The 17,152-nt window shown below is 64.5% G+C and carries 13 protein-coding genes; 5 read left to right on the top strand and 8 right to left on the bottom strand.

All coding sequences use genetic code 11. The annotated features are described in order from the left end of the window. Positions 1-125: 125 nt before the first annotated feature. The 4 genes from EWU68_RS04565 to EWU68_RS04580 all read right to left on the bottom strand — a co-directional run bounded on the left by EWU68_RS04565 (position 126) and on the right by EWU68_RS04580 (position 6,650). A complete protein-coding gene (locus EWU68_RS04565; RefSeq protein WP_129314771.1) occupies positions 126-2,615 on the bottom strand; it encodes an MMPL family transporter in 2,490 nt (829 codons plus the stop codon). A gap of 29 nt (positions 2,616-2,644) precedes the next feature. Beyond that, entirely contained in the window at positions 2,645-3,370 is a 726-nt protein-coding gene (locus EWU68_RS04570) for a TetR/AcrR family transcriptional regulator (protein WP_129314773.1), read from the bottom strand. Positions 3,371-3,435: 65 nt separating this feature from the next. Continuing rightward, positions 3,436-5,976: an MMPL family transporter gene (locus EWU68_RS04575; protein WP_129314775.1), complete on the bottom strand. Its 2,541-nt coding sequence runs from the start codon at positions 5,974-5,976 to the stop codon at positions 3,436-3,438. Between the two features lie 2 nt (positions 5,977-5,978). Continuing rightward, positions 5,979-6,650, bottom strand: a complete 672-nt coding sequence (locus EWU68_RS04580) for a TetR/AcrR family transcriptional regulator (protein ID WP_129314777.1) — start codon at positions 6,648-6,650, stop codon at positions 5,979-5,981. Positions 6,651-6,761: 111 nt separating this feature from the next. Between EWU68_RS04580 and EWU68_RS04585 the strand changes: the two genes are divergently transcribed. From EWU68_RS04585 to EWU68_RS04595, 3 genes are read left to right on the top strand one after another with little or no spacing between them, the layout of a single operon-like run. Next, positions 6,762-7,463, top strand: a complete 702-nt coding sequence (locus EWU68_RS04585) for a demethylmenaquinone methyltransferase (RefSeq protein ID WP_129314780.1) — start codon at positions 6,762-6,764, stop codon at positions 7,461-7,463. Between the two features lie 4 nt (positions 7,464-7,467). Continuing rightward, complete coding sequence (locus tag EWU68_RS04590; RefSeq protein WP_129314782.1) at positions 7,468-8,802, top strand: geranylgeranyl reductase family protein; 1,335 nt, start codon at positions 7,468-7,470, stop codon at positions 8,800-8,802. Positions 8,803-8,825: 23 nt separating this feature from the next. After that, positions 8,826-9,944 carry a polyprenyl synthetase family protein gene (locus EWU68_RS04595; protein WP_129314784.1) on the top strand — a complete coding sequence of 373 codons (1,119 nt, stop codon included), beginning with the start codon at positions 8,826-8,828 and terminating at the stop codon, positions 9,942-9,944. A 141-nt stretch (positions 9,945-10,085) separates the two neighbouring features. On the opposite strand, the gene EWU68_RS04600 is transcribed toward EWU68_RS04595, so the two are convergent. Continuing rightward, the gene (locus EWU68_RS04600; RefSeq protein ID WP_129314787.1) at positions 10,086-11,477 is read right to left on the bottom strand and encodes a DUF6882 domain-containing protein; all 1,392 of its coding nucleotides are present in this window, start codon (positions 11,475-11,477) and stop codon (positions 10,086-10,088) included. Positions 11,478-11,605: 128 nt separating this feature from the next. Between EWU68_RS04600 and EWU68_RS04605 the strand changes: the two genes are divergently transcribed. Next, positions 11,606-13,042 carry an SseB family protein gene (locus tag EWU68_RS04605; protein WP_129314789.1) on the top strand — a complete coding sequence of 479 codons (1,437 nt, stop codon included), beginning with the start codon at positions 11,606-11,608 and terminating at the stop codon, positions 13,040-13,042. Between the two features lie 129 nt (positions 13,043-13,171). Here the strand turns inward: EWU68_RS04605 and EWU68_RS04610 are convergent, their stop codons facing one another. Continuing rightward, positions 13,172-14,671, bottom strand: coding sequence for a catalase (locus tag EWU68_RS04610; protein ID WP_129314791.1), 1,500 nt, complete (start codon positions 14,669-14,671; stop codon positions 13,172-13,174). A gap of 47 nt (positions 14,672-14,718) precedes the next feature. Further along, complete coding sequence (locus EWU68_RS04615) at positions 14,719-15,264, bottom strand: Fur family transcriptional regulator (protein WP_129314794.1); 546 nt, start codon at positions 15,262-15,264, stop codon at positions 14,719-14,721. Positions 15,265-15,505: 241 nt separating this feature from the next. On the opposite strand from EWU68_RS04615, the gene htpX reads away from it, so the two are divergent. Beyond that, a complete protein-coding gene (htpX, locus tag EWU68_RS04620) occupies positions 15,506-16,402 on the top strand; it encodes a zinc metalloprotease HtpX (protein ID WP_129314797.1) in 897 nt (298 codons plus the stop codon). Between the two features lie 121 nt (positions 16,403-16,523). On the opposite strand, the gene EWU68_RS04625 is transcribed toward htpX, so the two are convergent. Continuing rightward, positions 16,524-17,015, bottom strand: a complete 492-nt coding sequence (locus tag EWU68_RS04625) for a YajQ family cyclic di-GMP-binding protein (protein ID WP_129314799.1) — start codon at positions 17,013-17,015, stop codon at positions 16,524-16,526. Positions 17,016-17,152: the final 137 nt, after the last annotated feature.

The following is a 17,152-nucleotide window of genomic DNA, read 5'->3' on the forward strand; positions in this document are numbered from 1 at the left end:
CGCCGCGACGGGCCCGCACACGAAAAGCCGGCCGCCCCTGGTGGGGCGGCCGGCTCGTCGTCTCCTGGCGCTCCCGGCCTATGCCCGGCCCGGGGCACCGGGCCCGGGGCCCGGGAGCGGAGAGGCTACTCCTTGCGCTCCAAGGAGGCCCCTTCGACGTCCACGTTCGGGAGGATCTTGTCGGCCCAACGCGGCAACCACCACGCCTTGGACCCCAGGAGGTACATGAGCGCCGGGATCAGCGTCATGCGGACCACGAACGCGTCGAACAGGACGCCGGCGGCCAGAACGAATCCGATGGACGCGATCATCGCCTCCCCGCTGAACACGAACCCGAGGAACACGCCGGCCATGATCAGGGCCGCGGCCAGAACGACCTTCGCGCTGTGATTGAAGCCGATGATCACCGACTTCTTGCCGCCACGTCCGTGGCTGTACGCCTCGCGCATCGATGACACCAGGAACACCTGGTAGTCCATGGCGAGGCCGAACAGCACGCCGGCCGCCAGAATCGGCAGGAAGCTCAGGATCGGGCCGGGGTCCGTGACCCCGAAGAGGAATCCGAGCCATCCCCACTGGAATACGGCGACGGTCGCGCCGAAGGCCGCCAGGAGCGAGAAGAGGTAACCCAGGGTCGCGGTGAGCGGCACCAGGACTGAGCGGAACACCAGGATCAGGACGAGCAGCGACAGGCCGAGAACGATGGCCAGGTACACCGGAAGCACCTTGAGGAGCTTCTCCGAGATGTCGATGTTCATTGCTGTCTGGCCTGCGACGCCGAAGGTCACGTCGCCGTCGTCGGTGTGGACCGTGTGGTCACGCAATTCGTTGACCAGGTCGTTCGTCGAGGACGCGCTGGGCCCCTCCTCCGGAACGATCTGGTACATCAGCATGCTGTTGTCCTTGGAGATCGCGGCAGGAACCACGGTATCGACGTCCTTCTGCTTCTCCAGGTCCTTGGCCACATCGATCTGGAGCTGCTTCGCCTGATCCTCGGTGGTCCCATCGGGCAAGTCCGCCGCCGCGATCATCGTGGAGTTGCGGCCCTCGCCGAACTGCTCCTCGATCGTCTTGAAGCTCTTGTACGCTCCGGTGTCGGGGCTCGAGCTCGTCGCGTCGGGCAGCCCCAGGCGCATTTGGGTCATCGGCAGTGCGACGACGATCAGGACCAGCGCGGAGACGATGGCGGTGATCAGGGGTCGTTTGGTCACGACCTTGAGCCAACCGTGCGGGGCCGACTCGTGCTCCAGGTGGGCCTTGTGGGCGCGGTCCTGGAGCTCGCCCTCCTCGACGAGATTCTCCGTCTGTGCCTTGTCCCGCAGCTCGGCGCGGCGCTGAATCGTCTTCCACCGCTTCTTCGTGATGATGCGCCGACCGGTCAGGCCGAGCATCGCGGGTGTCAACGTCACCGCGACCAGGACGGCCAGGAAGACCGAGCCCGCGGCGACGTTGCCCATCACGGACAGGAACGGAATCCCGACGACGTTGAGCGCCAGCAGGGCAATGATGACGGTCGCGCCCGCAAAGACGACGGCATTGCCGCTCGTCCCGGTGGCAAGAGCGACCGAGTCCTTCATGCTCATGCCGCGGACGAGGTTGTTCCGGTGTCTGTTGATGATGAAGAGCGAGTAGTCGATGCCGACTGCGAGACCCAGCATCGACCCGAGAGCCGGTGTCGTGGAATTCATTTCGACGACGCCGGACAGCGAGAACGTTCCGAGCATGGCCGCTCCCACGCCGACCAAAGCCATGAGGATCGGCAGACCCGCGGCGATGAACGTTCCCATCATGACGAGCAGCACGATGAAGGCCACGATCACGCCGATGATCTCGGCGGTCGGTTTCATCTCGGGCTGGCCCTCGAGGTTCTGGTCGAATTCGACGTCGAGACCCTTGAGATCGGCGTCGGCGAGGTCAGAACGCACCTCCGACAGGGTGTCGGGGGATACCGAATTGATCTCGTCCTTGAAGCTGATGCTCGCCAGTGCGGTCGAACCGTTGTCGGAGACCGAGGAGTACTTGCTGGACATGTCCAGCTTCTCCTTGTTCTGGTCGTACTCCGACTTCTTCTGCTCGAACTGCTGCTTCTGGGTGTCCAGTTCCTTCTGTTTGCCGTCGATCTCCTGGTAGGCATCGGCCGGCGCGTTGGAGGAATCGAGTTTGGACCGTGCGTCGTCGATCTGTTTCTGGCCGTCCTCCAGCTTCTTCTGACCGTCTTCGATCTGAGGCTGCGCCTGCTTGAGCTGGGCCTTGCCCTGTTCGACCTGCTTCTGCTGATCGAAGGGATTGGTCGTGGATTCGACGCCGTCGACCTTGTCGACCTTCTGCAGGGCACTGGCCAGGGCCTGCTTCTGGTCGGAAGAGATGGCCTTCCCATCAGAGGTTTTGACGACCGCCTGTCCGGTGCCGGCGTTCGCGTTCATGTCGAATTTGTCGCTCAGCTCGTCCTGGAGCTGCTGCGACTTGGTGCCGGGGATCGTGACGCTGGAACTCAGATCCCCCTTGAATGCGGCGTACGAACCGCCCAGGGCCAGGAGGACCACAATCCACAGACTGATGATCACCCATGCCTTGCGGGCGGCGAAACCGCCGATGCGATACAGGAGTTGTGCCATGACTTCTCTCGGTAGTTGATGGTTCGGTGTCAGATGCGAGGACGGCCAATGGCCACCTGCTCGAAGGCCCAATCGATGTCTTCTCGCAGGAATTCCAGGTTGAGTAGTTCGAGTGCTTCGGTTCCCTGGAAGGATTTCGGGGAGAGGTCGCCGTCGTGCTCGGGAGAACCGCACGTGGGGCTGTCGAGGACGCCCATCCGATGGATACCCCGGAGCAACCCGAAGGCGATTCCGTTGGTGAGGTTGGAGATGTACATCCGGACCCTGATGTTCTGGTCGAAGTCGAGATCCGGATAATTCTTGGTGGTCGATTCCATGATCTGGTTCGAGACGTCCGCGAGGGTCAGAACCACGTGGCGTCCCAGCAGGTCGACCATTTCCGTGTCGAGCCGCAGGCTCAGGGCCAGGAAGCTGTTGAAGAGGTGATCCGCCTCAGGCCGATCGAAACTGGCCCTGAACTTGCGGTCGAGGGCGTCCGGGATCTCGGAGATCGGCAGTCCGGCGGGAATCTCGGGTTCACTCAGCAGCCGCGTGAGATACGACGTGATGCGTGACAGCACGACCTCGTTCAGGTTGGGGAAGTGGTTGAACAGGGACCGCTCGGAGATCCCGGCTCGGTCCGCGAGTGCCTTCGATTTGAGGGCTTCGACTCCGTCTTCGAGGACGATCGATTCGGCGGCCTCAAGGATGGCCTTGCGCGTGGCCTCGCGCCGAGCGTGTCGGCGGTCGCCGTCGGGAAGGGTCGAAGTACTCATGTATTTACAGTAATTGCAAATTGTTTGAGCGAGCAACGCCCTTCCCGTGTGCGGTTCACCACCTTCTACTGTCGGTCTGGGGTCTCTTCGTCGTTGTGCCGTTCCAGGGAGGCGCCTTCGACGTCGACGTTCGGCAGGATCTTGTCGAGCCACCGAGGCAACCACCACGCAGATTCGCCGAGAAGGTGCATGGCCGCCGGAATCAGGCTCATTCGGATCACGAAAGCATCGAGCAGTACGCCGAAGGCGAGTCCGAAACCGATGGACCGGATCATGGTCAGCTCCGAGAACACGAATCCGCCGAACACGCTGAACATGATGATCGCGGCCGCCACGACCACGCGGGCCGACTGGTTGTAGCCCATCACGACCGCGGTTCGGGCATTGGCCCCGTGGGTGTGCGCTTCGCGCATTCCGGAGACCAGGAACATCTGATAGTCCATCGCCAAGCCGAACAGGATCCCGACGGCCAGGGTCGGGAGGAACGAGAGCACGATGGTTGCGTCGTGGACCTGGAAGATCTGCCCGAGCCAGCCCCACTGGTAGATCGCGACGACGCCGCCGAAGGATGCCAGCAGCGAGAACAAGAAGCCCAGCGTCGCAATCAGGGGCACCAGGATCGACCTGAAGACGAGCACCATGATCACGAAGGACAGGCCGAGAACGATGCCGATGTATCCCGGCAGAGCTTGCGACAGGATCTGGGAGATGTCGATGTTGCCCCCGGTCTGTCCCGTGACGCCGAGGGTCACGTCGTCGTCCTTCTGCGTCTCCGACGAGAGGTTCCGCAGGTCGTTGACGAGGTTCTCGGTGGACTCGGCGGCCGGTCCCTCCTCGGGGGTCACCTGGAAGACCTCGACCGAATGGTCCTTGGAGATCGGGCCCGGAACCACGTTCTTGACGTCGTCCTGCTGCTTGATCTTCTCCGCGATCTTCAGCTGGAGATCATTGGCCGTGGATTCGTCGGTGTCGGAGGGGAGCTCGGCCACTGCCAGGATGGTTCCGTTCGCGCCCGCCCCGAATTTGTCCTCGATGGTCTTGTACGCCTTGTAGTCGGTCGAATCCACGGATTCCGTCGAGGAATCGGGCAGGCCGAGTCGCATCGACGCCGTGGGGATCGCGATGATTCCGAGTGCGACCACCGCGCCGATGATCACGAGAACGGGATGGCGGGTGACCACCGAGGACCATCCGTGGGCCTCCCGGAGCGTCTTGGTCTTCAGGTGCTTGCCCGCGTGCCCGTGGTAGGCGGCTCGCTCGTTCTTGTTCAGGACGCGCAGGCCGATCAGTCCGAGCAGGGCCGGGGTCAGTGTCACGGAGATGAGGACCGCGATGAGGACACACATCGCCGCGGTCGTCCCCATGATGCCGAGGAACGGGATCCCGACGACGTTCAGCGCCAAGAGTGCGATGATGACGGTCGTTCCCGCGAAGACCACGGCATTTCCGCTCGTCCCATTGGCCAGGGCGATGGAATCGGTGAGGCGGTGTCCCTCGCGCAGGTTGACTCTGTGTCGGTTCAGGATGAACAGCGAGTAGTCGATTCCCACCGCGAGCCCCAGCATCAGTCCCAGCATGGGGGTGATCTGCTGGATGTCGATCACGGCCGAGAGCGACATCGTGATCAGCACGCCGATCCCGACGCCGATCAGTGCCGTCAGGATCGGCAAACCGGCGGCAACGATGGTTCCCAGCATGATGAGCAGAACCACGAGCGCCACGACGACGCCGATGATCTCGGCAGGGCCGGCCAGGGCACCGAGGTCCTGGGCGATGGACTGGCTGTAGTCGATCGAGACTCCCTCGATCCCGGCGTCGTCGATCGTCTTGACCAGCGAGTCCTTGGTGTCCTGACTGATGTTCTGCTCGCTCTTGTCGAAGGAGATCGAGGCGACGGCCGTGGTCCCGTCCTGCGACACGAGGGCCGCGGACTTGGACAGGTCGAAGAGCTTGAGCTTCTGGTCGTACTCCTGCTGGCGCTCCTTGAGCTGATCGCGGTTCTTCTCGAACTCGTCCTGCTTGCCGTCGAGCTCGCTGCGTTGCTTGTCGATCTGCTTCTGCTGCTCGTCGAGTTGGCCCTTTGCCTGGTCCGCGTCGGGGGAGGCGGCGGCCTTCTGCTTGGTCTCGTCGAGCTGCTTCTGGGCCTGGTCGACTTTCTGTCGCCCGTCCTCGAGCTGTTGCTGTCCGCTGCCCAATTGTCCCCAAGCGCCTTCGAGCTGACGGGCGGCGTCGTCGAGCTGGGACTTCGACTCCTCGATGGAGCTCTTGGTCTGGAACGGATTGGTGGTCGAAGCGACGCCGTCGACCTTCTCCGCGCCCGAGAGGGCGTCAGCGATCTGCGACTTCTGCTTGCCGGTTAACGGCTTGTCGTCGTCGGTCGAGATCACGACCTGGCCCGTGCCGTGGCTCGCCTCGGGGACCTTGTCCTTGAGGACGTTCTGCAACCGTTCGGTCTCCGACCCGGGCAGGGTGAACGCGTTGCTCAACTGGCCGCTGAAGGCGGCGAAGCTGCCGCCGGCGGCCGCGAGAGCCACCAGCCACACCACGAGTACGAGCCATGCTTTGCGAGCGCACGCGCGGCCGATGCTGTAGAGCAAGGATGCCATGGTCAAATCCCTTTCAGGGCGGAGGAGAAGGAAATGGTGGTCAAATATTCGAGGGCTTCGCGCACTTTGTCGCGCGCTTCCGCGAGGCTCGAACCCCGGCCGTCGTCGCCCAGAGCCTCGTGGAGTGCGACGCAGATGGTCTGAACGAGCACCCGGCACAGGATATGGATGTGCATGGCGGGGGCCTGCGGATAGAGGGATTCGACGATTGCGACCAAGCGGTGGATCATCCGTTCGATCGAGGCCTGTCCCCAGGTGTCCATCCCCTGTCGGTCGACCATCCGGCCCGCGGTGGCGACGCTGTCGCGGATGACCTCGAGCACATCCGCCCGCAGCACGAACTCCGTCAGGGCCTGGGACACGCTGGTGCTCATCGTTTCCGGCGTGCCCGCGGAATCCGGGGCGAAATCCTCCACGAGCCGATCGAAATTGTCGTTGACTCGGGCGAATGCCGCTTCCTCGATCGAGGAGAAGTGGTTGAACACGGTCCTCCGGGAGACCCCGGCCCTGTCCGCGAGCTCATCCACGGTCAGGCGGCTCGGTCCTACCCGGAGCACGAGACCGGCCGCGGCGGACGCGATCGCGTCGCGATTCTGAGCGCGCACCAAGCTCCTGCGGTCGTGGGGGCGGACATCATCGTGCGACGACGCGTCTCGCTGCGGGGTGGAAGGCATGTGACTGAGCTTATTCGAGAAGATGCACTGAGTGCAATCAAATTGAGCGTGGATATGTATTGCGGCTCATTTCCACAGTCCAGGTTCTGGGCCGGCTCCCGGTCTGACAGAATGGACAGCGTGAACCGAGCTGATCTTGACAAGAAGTCCGAGGAAGTCTCCGCAATGTTTGACGGGGTCGCACCGAAGTACGACCTCATGAATTCGTTGCTGTCCCTGGGGCAGGACCGCGGATGGCGCAAGGCGACCGTCGCGGCCGCCGAGCCACAGGCCGGCCAAAGGATTCTGGACGTGGCCGCGGGCACCGGAGCCTCCTCTGCGCCCTATCTGAAGGAGGGGCTCGACGTCGTCGCGGCCGACCTCTCGGAGGGCATGCTCGTCGAAGGAAAGCGGAGGCATCCCGAGATCGATTTCGTCCGGGCGGACGTCACGGATCTCCCCTTCGAGGACGCCGAATTCGATACCGTCACGATGTCCTTCGGGCTCCGCAACGTGGCCGATTATCCGAAGGCGTTGCGTGAACTGCACCGCGTCACGAAATCCGGCGGAACGCTGGTGATCTGCGAGTTCTCGACTCCCACGTGGACGCCGTTCCGCTTGGTCTACCAGGAATACCTCATGCGTGCGCTGCCCCTTGTGGCAGGCCTGTTCTCGTCGAATCCCGAGTCCTACACGTACCTCGCGGAGACCATCAGCGCATGGCCTGACCAGGAACCGCTCGCTCGAGTGATCGCCGAGGCCGGGTGGGAGCACGTCCAGTACCGCAATCTGACCGGAGGCATCGTGGCCCTTCATCGGGGGTCCAAGGCCTAGTCGTATGAAGATCATCGTTGTCGGCGCGGGCCCAGCCGGGGCCACCGCCGCGTACTGGCTCGGGCGCGGTGGGCACGAGGTCACCGTCCTCGAGAAGACACGCTTCCCGCGGGAAAAAGTGTGCGGGGACGGTCTGACCCCCCAGGCTGTGCGGGAGATGGACCTCATGGGTCTGCCTCACGGCGTCGAGCAGGGTTACCACCGGCAGAAGGGTCTCCGCTTGCGGGCGGCGGGCAGGAGCCTCGAGGTTCCGTTCGAATCCCAGGGTGATGTCCCCGGCTATGGGCTGGTGCGTACCCGGTACGGATTCGACGAGGAGCTCGCCGACCACGCCCGGTCGGCCGGCGCAGTGGTACTGGAAGGCCATGCGGCCCAGGAAGTCATCCGTGCGGGCGATCTCACGTCGTGGCCTTCCGGCCTGTCCCGAAACCTGGCCGGGGATCCGGAACGCATCGTCGGAATCCGCGCGCAACTGCACGATGAGCGGGGGCGCCGCACCGGTGAAACCCGTGATTTCCATGCTGATCTCGTTCTGGCGGCAGACGGTAATTCAACCCGAACCGCGGTCTCGGCCGGCCTTGCCAAGCGGGACGACCGCCCCATGGGCGTGGCCGTCCGGGCCTATTACGAATCGTCCCTCGGTGATCTGGACTGGATGGAGGGCTGGCTCGAGCTCGAAGGGGACCGCCCCGAATCCGGCGACCGGCCCGAGCTGTTGCCGGGATACGGGTGGATCTTCGGCGTGGGGGACGGCACGGCCAACGTCGGCCTCGGAATCCTCAACACGTCGGAGCAATTCGGAAAGCTCGATTACCGACGCGTCCTCTCCGAATGGACCGCGGGTATGCCCCCGGAATGGAACCTCGATGCGGAGCATCGCCGGGGCAGAGTTCTCGGCGCGGCCCTGCCCATGGCATTCAACCGGACCCCGCACTATGTTCCCGGTCTGATGCTGCTGGGTGATGCCGGAGGCATGGTCTCTCCGTTCAACGGTGAAGGCATCGCCAATGCCATGCACTCGGCGCGCGTCGCAGCCGATGTCGTCGACGACGCCGCACGGGCCAACGGGCCGGCCCAGAGAGAACTCGTTCTCGACCGCTACCCGGACATCATTAGAGCGACGTGGGGATCCCACTTCACCCTGGGTCGCGCGTGCGCGCAACTGATCGGACACCCGGCGCTCATGAGGGCATCCGTGTCCCTCGGAATGAGGGTCCCTGCGATGATGAAGGTCATCGTGGATGTCATGGCCGACCAGGTGCCGCAGGAGCCTCGGAACGCGATCGACAAGGCGGTGCACATCATCGAATCCCTGACGCCCGCGACCTCCACCCGGTGACCACCATCCGAAGCCAACGGCCTATGGCCCCGAGAGAAACGGTTAGTGTTAAGCCTGTGACTGATACACACCCCGGACAGCATGACGACCAGCCGGAGAGCGCTTTCGCCCAGGCTCTCGCGGGTTCCGAGGACACGCACCTGCCGTCCGGATTCGAGCTCATCGCCCGTGACGAAGAGCTCGGTCCGAAGATCCTCCGCAGTCTCGGTGAGGTTGAGGAACGCCTGGACCGCGCCGTGCACTACACGGACGCCCTGGCCGACGTCGCCGCCCGACACCTGCTCGAGGCCGGCGGCAAGAGGGTCCGGCCTCTCCTGACGCTCCTGGCCGCCGAGATTTCGGGCGGCATCAACGACGACACGATCGAGGCAGCGGTCGTCACGGAGCTGACGCACCTGGCCACGCTCTACCACGATGACGTGATGGACGACGCCTCCAAGCGCCGCGGGGCGGATGCAGCCCACACGATCTGGGGCAACTCGGTCGCGATTCTCACGGGAGACCTGATTTTCTCCCGAGCGTCCCTCATGGTCTCCGACCTGGGGGCACGTGCCCTGGCCGTGCAGGCCAAGACCTTCGAACGACTCGTGCTCGGCCAGCTGTACGAAACGGCCGGTGCCAACCCGGACGAGGACCAACTGGCCCATTACATCAAGGTTATCGAAGGCAAGACAGGCTCCTTGATCGCGGCCGCGTGCGAGTACGGCTCGCACCTGGCCGGTGCCGAGGAGCAGACCGTCCAGACGCTGATCCGATACGGAGAGCTGGTGGGTGTCGCCTTCCAATTGGCCGACGACGTCATCGACGTCACCGGATCGCGCCAGACCTCGGGCAAGACTCCCGGGACGGACCTGCGCGAAGGAGTGCCCACGTTGCCGTCGATTCTGGTGCGGAAGGCCGCCGAGGACGGCGACGAGGAGGCCCGCCGCATCGTGGACCTCATCGAGGCGGATCTCAGCTCGGACGAGGCGCTGGCCCGTGCAGTCGAGGCACTGGGCGCTCACCCCGCCACGAACACGGCGTGGGACATCGCCTACCGGTGGGCCGACGACGCCATCAAGACCCTCGAACCGTTGCCGGAAACAACCGTCAAACAGGCCCTCAAATCGTTCGCGGAAGCCGTGGTGCACCGGGACTCCTGACGGGGCCCGGGCTGACAACGGAAAGAATCCCGGCGACACCGATTCGAATCGGTGTCGCCGGGATTCTTTCGTACTCGCGGGGCGCGGATCTGCGCGGGAAACCGCGGGTCCGGACCCTCGGGGCCCGGACCCGATCTGGTTCTACAGTCCGAAGAAGCGGCTGAAGAAGCCTTTCTTCTTGGTCTCCTCGCCCTTCTGAGTCTCGGCCTCGCGCTCAGGGGTCTCCGCCCGAGCGGGTTCGGCCTGCTCAGCGCGTTCGTCGGCCGCCTCCGTGGAGGCGGTCGAACCCGATGCGGCGCTCGCCGGGGCGGACTCGGCGGACTCTCCCGCGCGGGCCGCGTCGTTCTCGGCCTGTTCGGCCCGGAGCCGCTCCAGGGCGGACCGGCGGTCCTCGTCCTCTGCTTCCTGCTCGCGGGTGCGGGTGGAGTCCGGCTCCTCGATCACCGGGTGCGCATCCGTCACCGCGTCGTCGGAGGCCGGGGGCGAGGCCGGTGCCGCAGCAGCCGCGGCCGGGGCCGCCTGTTCGGAGGTCGCGGCCTCGTCGTCCTCGACCATGTGCGTCGAGACCAACCCGGGTTCGGCATCCTGGCGCGGTTCCTGGTCGAAGGGCTGGCCTTCGGCCGTCGGCTGGGTCCACTCGACTCCCTCGGTGTCCTCGAGCGCGGGTGCCGCCTGCTGCTCGTCCTCGGACGCCAGCGCCGCCTCGGTCGCGGCGACCCGCTGGGCTTCGGCCTCTTCGCGGGAGAGACGCTGCTGTTCGGATTCGCGCTGCGCGATGGCCAGCGACCTGCGTGCCTCTTCCCGGAGCGCCTGACGGTGCTTGTCTGCGTCCTTGGCCGCCTGCGCCAACTCACGCTTGCTGACCACAGGCTCGGCCTGTTCGATGCCGGAGATGCTGTGGTCGTCGAACCACAGTCGCAGTGCGCCGTCTGCCGCGGTGATCACCGCACAGGCTTCCGTGTCCCAGGAAATGTGGGCGCCGCGCAAACGGGCGTAGGAATCCACGGCTCGCTGATGATGGACCGCGGTGTTGGTCTGCAGCGCCTGGGCCATGATCCTGCCCATGCGGTTGACCGTGGGCTCCGGGAGCTCCAACTGGGGGCCGTCGACCAGGAGCCACGCACGCACTCCTCCGCCGGCCGCGGCGGGATAATGCGCGAATACGCCCGTGACGGCCTTGGACGCCAGCGTGAGCCTTCGTGCCAGCCCTTCCGAGAGCACCAGCTCGTCGGTGGTCAGCTCCTGGACACCCAGGTGCTCGCCGGCCTCGCGCGCCTGCACTGCTGCCGTCACGACGACGTCGGGGAAATGCCCCAGCTCCTGCCAGGACCAGATCCACGAGCCGCGCTGGTCCGATTCGGTGCCGAGCAGATAGGGATCGAGCGACACCGAGGGATCGGAATCCAGCGTGAAAGACGGTGCAGAGAAGTCCACCGTCCACTCGGAATCGCCGCTGATCTCGGCGAGACGAGCCTGGTATTCGGTGGAGATGAAGATCGATTCGTCAATCAAGTCCTGCAGAGTTTTCGTCATGAAAACAGGCTAGCAAGTAAACGCCCGTGCAGAGGACTCCTCAGTTGTCACCGACTGTGTAGGCTCGAGGCAGGAAAGGTCGCCGATCCAGCGGCGACGTTGCACGTGATCAGCCGAAGGAACATCCCATGCCAAGTACGGCTCCCAGCAACCCGACGGAGGAACTGCCCGAGGAGGAGCGGCAACAGCGTGCCGGAGAGGCGGTCAACCGCTTGGGGCACTGGTTGCTCTCGTCGACCACCACGGACCCGGGTTGGGACCAGCTCATCGCAGACATCAAGCCTTCGCGGCGCGAACCGGGCTCATTCCTGGCCCGAATCACCGAACTTCGCGGAGAGCGAGAAGTGACGGGGTCCACGGGCCTGATCGACGACGATTCGAGCGCCCTTCCGCTCCTGCGGGAACATCGCCGGGCCACTTACACCCGGGCTCACGGAGCATGGCTGTCGATCAGCCTCATCATTCAGGCCGAGGGGTGGCCGGTTCCCGAGTACCAGGTCGGTATCGACACCAATCACGACGACGAGCCAGAGTCCTGGGGGCAAGAGTCCCCTCTGGCTGCGGAGGACCTGGTCGGGGAGTGGGAGACATTCCCCCGCGACCGGATCCACCTGCCGGAGTGGATGCTCGAGCGAACCCAGGGTTACCAACCCGAGAAGCAGGTCACGCCGTCTCCCGACGAAGAACGGCACGCACACCCCATCGCCCCGTCCCAGTTCGACGACGCGTACGAGGACTCCGACACCACACCGGAATCCCTGAACCCACAGGTGGAACAAGCGCTGTCCCACTTCGCCCACAAGCCCACGGAGCAGACGATCGCGAACGTGCTGAGATGTCTCATGGGCGGCGAGGTCCTGTTGGACATCACCGGTTCCACGTTGGTCCCCGGTCCACGCGGGGAACGTGTGGGGCCGGGCTCACAGGTCAGGGTCCAGGCTGTCCTCGGAAACGACGGCCGGCGGTCACTGGCCGTGTACCTGCGTGAGGAAACCGCTCGCAATGTCGTCTCCGCCTCCGGTCGCTCTGCCCAGGAGCTGATGCTCAACCGCGAGTCGGGAGTCTCCGTCCTCCAGAACTTCGTGGCGGACGAAACCCTGTCGGACATCATCGTCGAACCGAACTCGCCCGATTCCTGCCGCATCGAAGGGCCGCAGGCCGAGTGGGCCATGAACACGCCCAGGAACGACGCGGCGAAGAACGCTCTCCTCGCCAAGAGCATGCAGCGCCTGATCGGTTCCTTCATGGGACCGGGGTCGGTGTTGCTGCTCGGCATGAGGGAGAGCGAACAGGGGTTGAGGCCCGTCTTCGCCCAGCCCGAGGGCGACGGGGAGCCACAGACGTTCCTTCTCTTCACGTCGGCTCCCGAGGTTGCGGCCCTGGACCCGCAGTTGCAGGTGCGTTCCGTCCCCGCACTGGATGCGATGCGTCTCGCGGTGGAGTCCGGGGCGACTCACGTCAAGATCAACGCCCTGGGCCCGAGTGCACTCCTCCCGATGGACCAGGTCAGAGAGATCCTCGAGATCGCGGCGCTCCAGGAGAAGGTCCGGACCAGGGCCTCCTGACTTCGCAGAATCAGGCTGCTGAACGGGCCGGACAGACGACCCGACACACGGAGAGGGGCTTCCCACCGTTGGTGGGAAGCCCCTCTCCGTGTGGTCCCGCAGCCTGGGGCCGCGGAAGGACTCACAACATCAGGCGCCGGGGACGTCGTCGCCAGCGTTCTGCTGGACGGTCTTCTCGATGCGCTCGCCGACTTCCTGGTCGATGTTCTTCCAGTACTGGATCGCGTTGGAGAGCACCGGCTCGACGCAGTCGCCGAGCATGCCGGCAACGGTTTCGATCAAGCGCTCGCGGGCACCCTCGTCGTAGACCTCACGGACCAGGGTATGAGCCTGACCGAAGTCATCATCCTCCGAGTGCAGGGTGTACGCGGCGCGGACCAGTTCGCCGTCGGCCTCCCAACCATTCTCCACCGGGCCCTGTTCGTCCTGGTAGGCGCGTCCGTACGAGTTCGGCGCGTAGACCGGAGCATCACCGCTGTGGTGGTACTCCATCTGGCCTTCCTTGTCGTAGGAGTTGGTGCGGACCAGGGGAGCGTTGACCGGCAACTGGTTGAAGTTCGTGCCGATACGGTTGCGCTGGGCGTCCGGGTAGGAGAACACGCGGCCGAGCAGCATCTTGTCGGGGGATACGCCCGTTCCCGGAACCGTGTTCGAGGGGCTGAACGCAGCCTGCTCGATCTCCGCGAAGTGGTTGCGCGGATTCCGGGTCAGGGTGAACCGGCCCACCGGGATGCGCGGGTAGTCCTTCTGCGACCAGATCTTGGTCAGGTCGAAGGGATTGAAGCGGTAGGTCTTCGCATCCTCGTACGGCATGACCTGGACCTCGAGGCGCCATGACGGGAAGTCGCCCCGGTCGATCGCCTCGAACAGGTCGCGGCGGTGGTAGTCACCATCGGAACCGGCCAGCTGCTCGGCTTCCTCGTTGGTCATGTTCTCCACGCCCTGCTCGGTGAGGAAGTGGTACTTGACCCAGAACCGCTCGCCATCCTCGTTGACCCACATGTAGGTGTGGGAGGAGTAGCCGTTCATGTGGCGCCAATTGCGCGGCAGGCCGCGGTCGCCCATGAGGTACGCGACCTGGTGGGCAGACTCGGGCGACAGGCTCCAGAAATCCCACTGCATGTTGGCATCGCGCAGACCGGAATCGGGGGTCCGCTTCTGGGAGTGGATGAAGTCCGGGAACTTCATGGGATCGCGCACGAAGAACACGGGGGTGTTGTTGCCCACCATGTCGAAGTTGCCGTCCTCGGTGTAGAACTTCAGGGCGAAGCCGCGGACGTCCCGCCACGTATCCGGCGAACCGAGCTCACCGGCAACGGTCGAGAAGCGAGCCAGCATCGGGGTCTTGGTGCCCTTCTGGAGGAACTTGGCCTTGGTGTACTTGCTGACATCCTCGGTGACCTCGAACTCGCCGAACGCGCCCGAGCCCTTGGCGTGCGGGCTGCGCTCGGGGACGCGCTCCCGGTCGAAGCGTGCGAGCTTCTCGACCAGGGCGACGTCGTGCAGCATCAGCGGGCCGTTGGGGCCGACGGACAGGGAATTGGCGTCCGACTCCCTGGGTGCGCCCGACTCGGTGGTCGAGGGCTTCGTAGGATCAGTGGTGCTCTGGTTCGAGACGAACTCAGTCATCGATGATCTCCTTCTTCTTGTGTGTGTTGATGGTGTGATGGCCGGACTCAGTGAGCCGTGAGCCCGGACGATGTGGGGGCCGCGTGTGCGGCGTGGGGATCCGGTGAACCCGTGCCCTCCTCGGAGGAGCGGCACGACTGGCAGATTCCCCGGTAGACGACGTCCGCGGCAATGATCGACATGCCGTGGGTCTCCGAAGGGGTGAGACAGGGTGCTTCACCGATGGCACAATCGACGTCTTCGATACGACCGCAGACGACGCACAAGGCGTGGTGATGATTGTCCGATGCGCGCGTCTCGTAGAGGGCGGGTGTGTTCGGCGGCTGGAACTTGCGGAGCAACTCGATGTCGGTCAGGTCCGCAAGGACCACGTAGACGGACTGGACTGTTATATTCGGCAGTTCGTCCCGTACGTAGGTGACGATATTTTCGGCCGGCGAATGCTGGTGCCGATGCACGGCAGTCAGGACCGCGATACGCTGCTTGGTCACCCTCCGTCCGCGAGAGCGCAGTTCATCGGACCATTGGGCACGCAGATCATCGAGGGACGGTCCCTCGAGGGCGTGGCCGGGGTGCTGATGAACTGATGTCATGCACACCACTGTACCGTTATTCTGAGTCGCTCACAATAAGACGAACCTGTGGAAACTCCCAGGGCTACGTCAGGACTGGTCAAGCGGCGGTTGTCAGAATAGTACGGCCGGCGCTCCGGGGCGCGGTCGTTTCGGGGCGAGAAGTGCTTTACAGTTGAACCATCTCGAGTCCCGAGCGGCGATCGTTGCCCGGGACTCAGCGCGCCAGAACCCACGGCCACGCAAGGAGATGCGCGGAACAATGCACAATCATTTCAACGGACTGAAGACGGTCCTGCTCATGGGCGGGATGTTCGGCATCCTGCTCGCGGTCGGCGCCGTTCTCTCTGCAGGCAGCGGCCGCAGCATCTTCATCTGGGTCTTCGCGATCGGCGGGCTTGTCGCAACGGCCGTCAGCTACTGGAACAGCGACAAGATCGCCATCGCCTCGATGCAGGCGCGGCCGGTGTCCCGTGATGAGGCGCCCGGTATGTACCGGATCGTCGAGGAGCTCTCGTCCAAGGCCAACCAGCCCATGCCACGTCTCTTCATCGCTCCGACCATGTCGCCCAATGCCTTCGCCACGGGGCGCAATCCTCAGCATGCGGCCGTCTGCTGCACCGAGGGGATTCTTCAGTTGCTCAACGAGAGGGAACTGCGAGGCGTTCTGGGGCACGAACTGATGCACGTGTACAACCGAGACATCCTCACCTCGTCGATCTCTTCCGCGATCGCGGGCGTCATCACCTCGGTCGCGCAGATCATGGTGTTCTTCGGCGGTGCGCTCGGGGGCCGGGAGCGTGGTGGCAATCCCATCGCCGCGATCCTGATGGCGCTGCTCGCACCCCTGGCCGCGACCGTGATTCAGTTGGCCGTGAGCCGTACGCGGGAATACGACGCCGACGAGGACGGAGCCCGCCTGACCGATGATCCGTTGGCGCTGGCGTCGGCCCTTCGCAAGCTGCAGCAGGGGACTCAGCAGGCCCCGATGGATCCCGAGAATCAGCGGACCGTCAACACGGCCCACATGATGATCGCCAACCCGTTCCGCATGGCCCAGATGCAGAATCTGTTCTCCACGCATCCGCCGATGGACAAGAGGATCGCCCGCTTGGAGAACATGGCCGGCTACGGCGGCAACTCGCCGCGGTACAACTGACGCCACAGCCGACCAGGGCGATTGATCGGCCGAATGAACGAGTCCCCGTGTTCCGCGGAACACGGGGACTCGTTCATTCGGCCGGGACTTTCGCCGGGTCCGCGGCGCGGATCGGAGGAAGTCAGCGGTAGTTCACGAACTGCAGATCGACGTCCAGGTCAGATCCCTTGAGCAGGGTGATGACGTCCTGGAGGTCGTCCCTGGACTTCGACGAGACGCGCAATTCGTCGCCCTGGATGGTTGCTTTGACGCCTTTCGGGCCCTCGTCACGAATCAGCTTCGTGATCTTCTTGGCCTGGTCCTGAGCAATGCCCTCCTTGATGGAGGACTCGATCCTGTATTCCTTGCCGGAGGCGTACGGTTCGCCGGCGTCCAAGGACTTGAGGGAGATGCCTCTTTTGACGAGCTTGGACTCGAAGACGTCCAAGGCAGCCTTGGCTCGCTCTTCCGAGTTGGCCTTGACGAGGATCTTCTCGCCCGAAAAGTCGATCGAGGCTCCCACCCCTCGGAAGTCATAGCGCTGCGAGATCTCCTTGGCGGCCTGGTTGAGGGCATTGGACACTTCTTGCTTGTCGACCTTGCTGACGACGTCGAACGAGGACTCGCTGGCCATGGTGGACTCCTTGTCATTGAGGAACGTGAAACCGGTCCCCAGTTTATGGCACGTCGGCGGCCTCGGTGCCCGTCGTTCCATGGAGTGGGCGAGGTGCAGATGGACCAGAGCGTGTTTCCGCGGCCCCCAAGTTGGGG

Origin of the sequence: Rothia koreensis (assembly GCF_004136575.1) — a bacterium.
Classification (GTDB): Bacteria; Actinomycetota; Actinomycetes; order Actinomycetales; family Micrococcaceae; genus Rothia; species Rothia koreensis.

What these genes read in the sequence shown, in the direction of transcription:
- EWU68_RS04570 (WP_129314773.1), bottom strand. Translation starts at nt 3,370, where the DNA reads ATGAGTACTTCGACCCTTCCCGACGGCGACCGCCGACACGCTCGGCGC.
- htpX (WP_129314797.1), top strand. Translation starts at nt 15,506, where the DNA reads ATGCACAATCATTTCAACGGACTGAAGACGGTCCTGCTCATGGGCGGG.
- EWU68_RS04595 (WP_129314784.1), top strand. Translation starts at nt 8,826, where the DNA reads ATGGCCCCGAGAGAAACGGTTAGTGTTAAGCCTGTGACTGATACACAC.
- EWU68_RS04610 (WP_129314791.1), bottom strand. Translation starts at nt 14,671, where the DNA reads ATGACTGAGTTCGTCTCGAACCAGAGCACCACTGATCCTACGAAGCCC.
- EWU68_RS04575 (WP_129314775.1), bottom strand. Translation starts at nt 5,976, where the DNA reads ATGGCATCCTTGCTCTACAGCATCGGCCGCGCGTGCGCTCGCAAAGCA.
- EWU68_RS04605 (WP_129314789.1), top strand. Translation starts at nt 11,606, where the DNA reads ATGCCAAGTACGGCTCCCAGCAACCCGACGGAGGAACTGCCCGAGGAG.
- EWU68_RS04585 (WP_129314780.1), top strand. Translation starts at nt 6,762, where the DNA reads ATGGACAGCGTGAACCGAGCTGATCTTGACAAGAAGTCCGAGGAAGTC.
- EWU68_RS04615 (WP_129314794.1), bottom strand. Translation starts at nt 15,264, where the DNA reads ATGACATCAGTTCATCAGCACCCCGGCCACGCCCTCGAGGGACCGTCC.
- EWU68_RS04590 (WP_129314782.1), top strand. Translation starts at nt 7,468, where the DNA reads ATGAAGATCATCGTTGTCGGCGCGGGCCCAGCCGGGGCCACCGCCGCG.
- EWU68_RS04565 (WP_129314771.1), bottom strand. Translation starts at nt 2,615, where the DNA reads ATGGCACAACTCCTGTATCGCATCGGCGGTTTCGCCGCCCGCAAGGCA.
- EWU68_RS04580 (WP_129314777.1), bottom strand. Translation starts at nt 6,650, where the DNA reads ATGCCTTCCACCCCGCAGCGAGACGCGTCGTCGCACGATGATGTCCGC.
- EWU68_RS04600 (WP_129314787.1), bottom strand. Translation starts at nt 11,477, where the DNA reads ATGACGAAAACTCTGCAGGACTTGATTGACGAATCGATCTTCATCTCC.
- EWU68_RS04625 (WP_129314799.1), bottom strand. Translation starts at nt 17,015, where the DNA reads ATGGCCAGCGAGTCCTCGTTCGACGTCGTCAGCAAGGTCGACAAGCAA.